Raw genomic sequence first — 5,687 nt, forward strand, 5'->3', positions numbered from 1 at the left:
GCGTAGGCGTCCTCATCTCTGGAGTAGGTCTCAACCCAGCCAGCTGCCTGGTCAAGGCTTGTCCAATATCCCTCACTGCCGAGCTGTGCGGTGCCTTCGATATTGATTCTGCGAGGTGAGGAATAGATGGGGGGGCCAGCCTCGACATTGGATTCGAAGCTGGACTGCGCCATTTTCGCAATCTCATCAGCCAGTCGAGGGCTGAATGACTCCACGGGCTTGGAAATCAATCCGGCAATTGCGCTAGCGACTTTCGCATTCAGTGCGTTGTAGCCGTTCAGGTACGAACTGACAGAGCCCTGATTTATGCCTAGGGCATCTGCGATCTTTCCCTGAGTCAGGGCGTCACGCCGCGACTTGCCTGTGTTGAAGGCATCCACAGCCGCTTTGAGTGCTGAGCACTCTTCTTTTTCCCAGTCTTCGAGTTCGCGTTTTTTCATTCCACGATTATTCCTAGCGGCGATATTTAATCAAATGCCGCCGGGCTTGATTAATTAAATTCCGCCGGAGATACTTGGTGGATGTTTAATAAAGGAGATCGGCGAGATGAGCCGAAAAAGTCTGGATGAGTTTGCTCGTGCACGCGGGCAAACCAACGCAGCAAATCTGCTTGGGATGTCCCAAGGGTCGCTCAACAAAGCTCTGCAGGTTGGCCGTGACATTTTCGTTACCGAGCACGCAGATGGCTCTTTCACAGCTGAAGAGCTCAGACCATTCCCGGTCCAAAGCGCAAAAAGGTCGCGTCGCCGGATGCTGCCCATTTCATGAGCAAACTTTGAGCGCAACGGCGCCGAGAGAAAACTAGACGATGAAATCGCCAGTGCTAGACACCCGTCGCAAAGCAGTCATTGCCTCTGCCAATGCATTCCCTGGCGGGCTTGCATACGCCTCTGACTTTCTTGGCGAAGAGAATCTCAAACGCTTCAAGAACCGGATTTACGAGTCGGCAGGGGTCAGACCCCTCACCGACGATGAGGTCTGCACGCTCGAGACTGAAGCCAAAACCACCTTCTTGCCGGACTACATCTGCGCGATGTACGGAGGTGTTTTTGTTCGCCTGCCTGAGGTTGGTGATCTGGACAACGTAGATATGCACCAGCGCTCGTTACGTACTTCTGTGAAGCGCGGTCGTGTCGACCAGTTTCTCGCCCTGGCGCTGGAGGACGGCGAAATCACTGCAGCGGAAGCCACAGAGATTCTGGCCTTGCACGCGAAGCACTTGGCTGCCCGGCACGAAGAGGTGACCGCACTGATCGAGTTGCACAAATCGAAACGCCCAGCTCGACCGCCAAGCGGGAAGGGTTGATATGCAGTTCACGATCACGATCAACCAGGTGAAGGCACTGGAGTGGGGGTTGAACGCCCAGCAGACGCTGCTGTTTTCGTTTGTCTATGAGTGTCCTAGCTGGGCAAGGCCAATCAAGACCGATAACGGGATTTTCTTTGCCTTGAGCAAGGCAAAGATCGTGGAGGAATTGCCCTTGCTCACCGACAAACCAGATACAGCGTACCGACTTCTCAAAGGGCTCGAGACCGCCGGGCTGATCGAGCTATCCCACACTTCTAACATCAGTTTGTTTCGTTTGACCGAGAGGGCCAAAGAGTGGAATCGCAAGCTGGACGGGTCGGAAAAATATCCGACCTCTGAGGCTTTTGAGGGTCGGAAAAAAATCCGATCTACCTCGGAAAAATCTCCGAGCAAGGTCGGAAAAATCTCCGAGCAGGGTCGGAAAAAAATCCGAGAAGGGTCGGAAAAATCTCCGACAAATCAGGATACCAGTAATCAGGGTACCAATCAGGTAACCAGTAATCAGGAGAAGCAGGGCGCTCACGCGCCAGGCAAATCGGCAAAGTTTGACCCACTGACGGCCAAGCCGGAAAACGTTAGCGTCGAGGTTTGGGCCGACTGGTGCCAGCACCGCAGGGAAATCCATAAACCCCTCACCGCCAAGAGCTGCGAACAACAGGCCAAGGCTTTGGCGAATCATCCAACCCCCGATTCCGTGCTGGCCCTGTCGATCAGCAACGGATGGACAGGGATCTTCCCCGACAAACCGGTCAGTCCTGCACTTCCGCTTCCGGTCAGTCGCCACTCCGGCTTCGACACTCGCGATTACAAGGCCGGTACCAAGGAGAACGCCAATGGCACTTTCCGTCTCTAACTTCGGCGCTCACATGGACCGCAAATTCGGTGTCATCGGCCGTCAGCCAGCGATTTGCCCGGATCATGGCGATTTCACGGCAGTCATCCTCAAGGGTGGCAGTCTGTCTGGCTGCCCGGTCTGCGCGAGCAACAAACGCGACATGCAAGAGCTTGAATGCAAGCGCAGTCAGTTTCGGATTGTCCAGCAAGCAAGTGCGCGGATTCCGAAGCGTTTCGCGGCAAAGACCTTTGCCGATTTCGTTGTGTCGAACCCGGCCCAGCAAATTGCCCTGAAGGCGTGCACCGACTACGTCGACAACTTTTCGAAGCATCGCCGGGAAGGTCGCTGCATGTTGCTGTTGGGGAAGGTCGGCACCGGCAAGACCCACCTGGCCATTGCCTCGGCCAGTCACCTGATCAACGAATGCATGGTCAAGGCGATTTACCGCACGGTAGGCACGCTCATCGGCGAGATCCGGGCGACGTTCAATGAGCGCTCAGGCGAGTCCGAGGCGCACATCTTGCGTGAAGTGATCGGCGCGGACCTGCTGGTGCTCGATGAAGTGGGCGCGACCAAGCAGAGCGAGTTCGAGCTGGCCACCCTGTTCACCATCATCAACGGTCGTTACGAACAATGCCGTCCGACGATCATCGTCAGCAACCTGTCTCCCGCTGAACTGAACGACGCCCTTGGGGCGCGCTGTGTCGACCGCATCCGCGAAAACGGCTGCATTGGCGTGGCATTCGAGTGGGAATCTCAACGCGGTAAGGAGGGCTTCTGATGAACGCCGCCAAGCAACAAAACATGCTCGCCGGGCAATCGTCGCTCGCCCGCAAAGTATTTCAAGTGGTGCCAATCCAGGAGCGCTGGAGCGCTCACGATATTTTCAATTCGTTGATGGTTGCCGAAACCACGGGTGCCCAGTTTCCGGCCGTACGTCGCGGCCTGGGCGAGTTGAAGGACGCAGGTCTCATTCGCGAACCCGTTAACGGACACTTCCAGCGCACCGCCATCACCATCACACCCCAGAGAGAACAGAGCATGTCGAAAGAAACCAAGCCGGCCGTGGCTACCACCAAGAAACCCGAGGGTAGCGCTCTGGATACATTGGCGGTGCTGTCTGGCGAGGTAATCAGCTTTGCCGAGGAGGTCGGTCAGCGCATGAAAAAGCTCGCCGCGCGTATCGAGGAAGTGGCGTTGTCCGTTGAGGCAGAGCGCGAGGTCAATGCTGAAGCACTCGACAAATTCAAGCTGCTGCAATCTCTGCTGAAGGGGGGCTAATGGGCAAGCGTATGGGGATCAGCTTGGAGATGCCTGATCGCCGCTTGGCTATTCCGGATTCGGCAAACTATCGGTTCGCCGTGTTCTGCTGCTCGTTCAAGATGGATATGGGCAGCACCCCCGACCACGCTTTGGCGCTGTTCGTTGACCAAGCAATGGCCGAGCGTTACGGCGCCTGGCTGTGGCCGACCACGTTCCAGGTTGTTGACCTTGAAGATCCCTCTGGTACCCGACAATGACGGCTTTGATCAAAACCCTAACGGTGAAACTGTCGGATGCCGAGATCGAGCGCAATGCCAAGAAGTTGCATGTCCGCGATCTACGAGATGCCAGTCACCCGGCGTTGCACTTTCGTTTTGCAAAGAATCGTTCCCGTGGCTCCTGGTACCTGCTCAGTAAACGCACCTGGCACCGTATTGGCGGCTTCCCTGATCTGAGCACCAAGCAAGTAGTCACGGCACTGCCGGCAGTACGTTTGCGAGTGGCTGCCAATGAAGGTTCGGCGCTATCCAAGTGGGTCATGACCAGCGAGCTTTTGGGATGGTACGCCGAACGCATGTCCCGTGATCGCAGCCTTTCCAGCAAGCGCAAGAGCACTGCCGCCTCGGCCATCACACGCCACTTGATACCGCGTCTGGGTGATCTGCCTCTCAGCGATATCAACAAAGCCATGCTCGACAGCGAGCTGGTCTGGCCGTTGCAGGAAAGCTACTCCACTGGCTATGTGCAGCTGGTGTTCAAGCTTCTGGTTCAGGCGCTGCAGCAAGCGTTCAAACTCGGTTTTATCACTGCTAACCCTATGGCAGGCATCAAATTCAGCGACTTCAGCAAGACGAAAGTCGGAGTGAAGCCTGGACGGCTACGCGGCGTCCAGTTGCCGCAGCTACTGGAGCAATTGTCCCTCGTCATGTCGACTGTCCCTTCCGACGCCATGTTGGCGTTGATGATGCTTTGTCACGGCACGCGCATCGGTGAAACCCGGCAGGCACGCTGGTCGCATATCAGTTTGGCTGAGCGCGAGTGGTTCATTCCGGCCGAGCACACCAAGACTGGCGTCGAGCATCACCTGCCGCTGACAGACCAGGTGCGCGAGATTCTGATCCGCTACCGCGAGATTCAGCAGGCCAAAGGGTACGACGGTCAGTTTTTGTTCCCTGCACGCCATGGCAAGGCTCTCAGTGAAGGGCAGGCCAGTGCTGTATTCACCCGGTTGGGGCAGGGTGAGTGGACCAGCCACGACCTGCGCAAGTTAGCCCGTACCGGCTGGGCTGACCTCGGCGTTGATCACCTGATCGGCGAGTTGCTGATCAACCACGCCATGGGCCACAACGTGAAGGTGTACATCCAGTCAGACGTCATGAGTCGCAAGCTCGATGCCTTGGAGCAGTGGCATGTTCATCTAGACCAGAAGGGGTTTGCCCTGATTCACGGGTTGACCGGTGTTAGATCCGGAGATTCCGGTAATCCTCTGGAGGCCTTGCAGAACAAGGCCTGCGAAGCCCTTCAAGAAACAACCATAGGAGAGGATTTAAAACATGCAGAACGGGCAGGGGCTTGGCTTTAAGAGGCCGCGGATCGAACTTGAGCCTTGCCCGACCTGCAAGGGCAAAGCGGTAGTGAAAGGGCTGTTTTATGAGTTGATTTGTACTGCTTGCAATGGCTCAGTGTGGGTTATTCGGGGGAGCAGGTTGGTGCTTTCTTCGGACGAGTTGGTGACTCAATTGAGCTTCAAATTGCAGCAGGCTCAGCGAGAGATTGAAGCGCTCCAGCATGGCTCGTCGATACCTGGCCCGGCCGAGTACTACCAACAGAACAACCGTCGCGGCGCTGGCGGATCAAATTACACAGGGGATTGAGAACATGATGATTCGAAAACCAGCCGGCCGACCATTGGGCGATACCGAATACCTGCTGGAACAGTGGGGATGGTGGCGGATGGATGGGGCAGGCGTTCCCAACTACATCTCACCGACATTTGCGCTAATGCGTCAGGCGATGCCGCAGGTGTCTGCGAGTAAAAGCTATTGCATTACAGATGAATGGGCCGGCGCTATTGATCACGCAGTTGCGCGCCTCTCACACCGTGATGGACAAATGGGCGACATTATTTGGCTCTACTACGGTGCTAAATGGCCAATGGTACGGGTTGGCAAGCACTACGGTATAAGCGAAGGGAAAGCGCGGGAGCTGGCGAGAGCAGGGGCGGCATGGATCGATTGTGCTGTCAATTTAATGGGGCAAGCTGCCTAATCTATCAGTCGA

9 protein-coding genes are annotated in these 5,687 nt (G+C 56.2%); 8 read left to right on the forward strand and 1 reads right to left on the reverse strand.

The genetic code is table 11. The features are described 5' to 3' along the window. The coding region (locus ACRESJ_RS07670) for a helix-turn-helix domain-containing protein (protein ID WP_431757365.1) at positions 1–440 on the reverse strand (440 nt) is incomplete at its 3' end. Between the two features lie 106 nt (positions 441–546). Here ACRESJ_RS07670 and ACRESJ_RS07675 point away from each other — a divergent pair. The 8 genes from ACRESJ_RS07675 to ACRESJ_RS07710 all read left to right on the forward strand — a co-directional run bounded on the left by ACRESJ_RS07675 (position 547) and on the right by ACRESJ_RS07710 (position 5,675). After that, positions 547–768, forward strand: coding sequence for a Cro/CI family transcriptional regulator (locus ACRESJ_RS07675; protein ID WP_056724266.1), 222 nt, complete (start codon positions 547–549; stop codon positions 766–768). A 40-nt stretch (positions 769–808) separates the two neighbouring features. Then, a complete protein-coding gene (locus ACRESJ_RS07680) occupies positions 809–1,306 on the forward strand; it encodes a YmfL family putative regulatory protein (RefSeq protein WP_431757366.1) in 498 nt (165 codons plus the stop codon). Position 1,307: 1 nt separating this feature from the next. Further along, entirely contained in the window at positions 1,308–2,162 is an 855-nt protein-coding gene (locus ACRESJ_RS07685) for a hypothetical protein (RefSeq protein ID WP_431757367.1), read from the forward strand. After that, the gene (locus ACRESJ_RS07690) at positions 2,143–2,925 is read left to right on the forward strand and encodes an ATP-binding protein (protein ID WP_431757368.1); all 783 of its coding nucleotides are present in this window, start codon (positions 2,143–2,145) and stop codon (positions 2,923–2,925) included. The genes ACRESJ_RS07685 and ACRESJ_RS07690 overlap by 20 nt, the downstream gene beginning before the upstream one ends. Continuing rightward, positions 2,925–3,425: a hypothetical protein gene (locus ACRESJ_RS07695; protein WP_217838141.1), complete on the forward strand. Its 501-nt coding sequence runs from the start codon at positions 2,925–2,927 to the stop codon at positions 3,423–3,425. The genes ACRESJ_RS07690 and ACRESJ_RS07695 overlap by 1 nt, the downstream gene beginning before the upstream one ends. A gap of 29 nt (positions 3,426–3,454) precedes the next feature. Further along, positions 3,455–3,664: a hypothetical protein gene (locus ACRESJ_RS07700; protein ID WP_431757370.1), complete on the forward strand. Its 210-nt coding sequence runs from the start codon at positions 3,455–3,457 to the stop codon at positions 3,662–3,664. Continuing rightward, entirely contained in the window at positions 3,661–4,989 is a 1,329-nt protein-coding gene (locus ACRESJ_RS07705; protein WP_431757369.1) for a tyrosine-type recombinase/integrase, read from the forward strand. Before ACRESJ_RS07700 ends, ACRESJ_RS07705 begins: the two co-directional genes overlap by 4 nt. 296 nt (positions 4,990–5,285) lie before the next feature. Continuing rightward, entirely contained in the window at positions 5,286–5,675 is a 390-nt protein-coding gene (locus ACRESJ_RS07710; protein ID WP_431757371.1) for an antiterminator Q family protein, read from the forward strand. Positions 5,676–5,687: the final 12 nt, after the last annotated feature.

The sequence above is a fragment of the Pseudomonas sp. genome, assembly GCF_050739655.1.
GTDB lineage: Bacteria > Pseudomonadota > Gammaproteobacteria > Pseudomonadales > Pseudomonadaceae > Aquipseudomonas.

Coding starts and splice junctions, on each gene's coding strand:
- ACRESJ_RS07690 (WP_431757368.1), top strand. CDS start 2,143: ATGGCACTTTCCGTCTCTAACTTCGGCGCTCACATGGACCGCAAATTC.
- ACRESJ_RS07675 (WP_056724266.1), top strand. CDS start 547: ATGAGCCGAAAAAGTCTGGATGAGTTTGCTCGTGCACGCGGGCAAACC.
- ACRESJ_RS07680 (WP_431757366.1), top strand. CDS start 809: ATGAAATCGCCAGTGCTAGACACCCGTCGCAAAGCAGTCATTGCCTCT.
- ACRESJ_RS07700 (WP_431757370.1), top strand. CDS start 3,455: ATGCCTGATCGCCGCTTGGCTATTCCGGATTCGGCAAACTATCGGTTC.
- ACRESJ_RS07705 (WP_431757369.1), top strand. CDS start 3,661: ATGACGGCTTTGATCAAAACCCTAACGGTGAAACTGTCGGATGCCGAG.
- ACRESJ_RS07695 (WP_217838141.1), top strand. CDS start 2,925: ATGAACGCCGCCAAGCAACAAAACATGCTCGCCGGGCAATCGTCGCTC.
- ACRESJ_RS07710 (WP_431757371.1), top strand. CDS start 5,286: ATGATGATTCGAAAACCAGCCGGCCGACCATTGGGCGATACCGAATAC.
- ACRESJ_RS07685 (WP_431757367.1), top strand. CDS start 1,308: ATGCAGTTCACGATCACGATCAACCAGGTGAAGGCACTGGAGTGGGGG.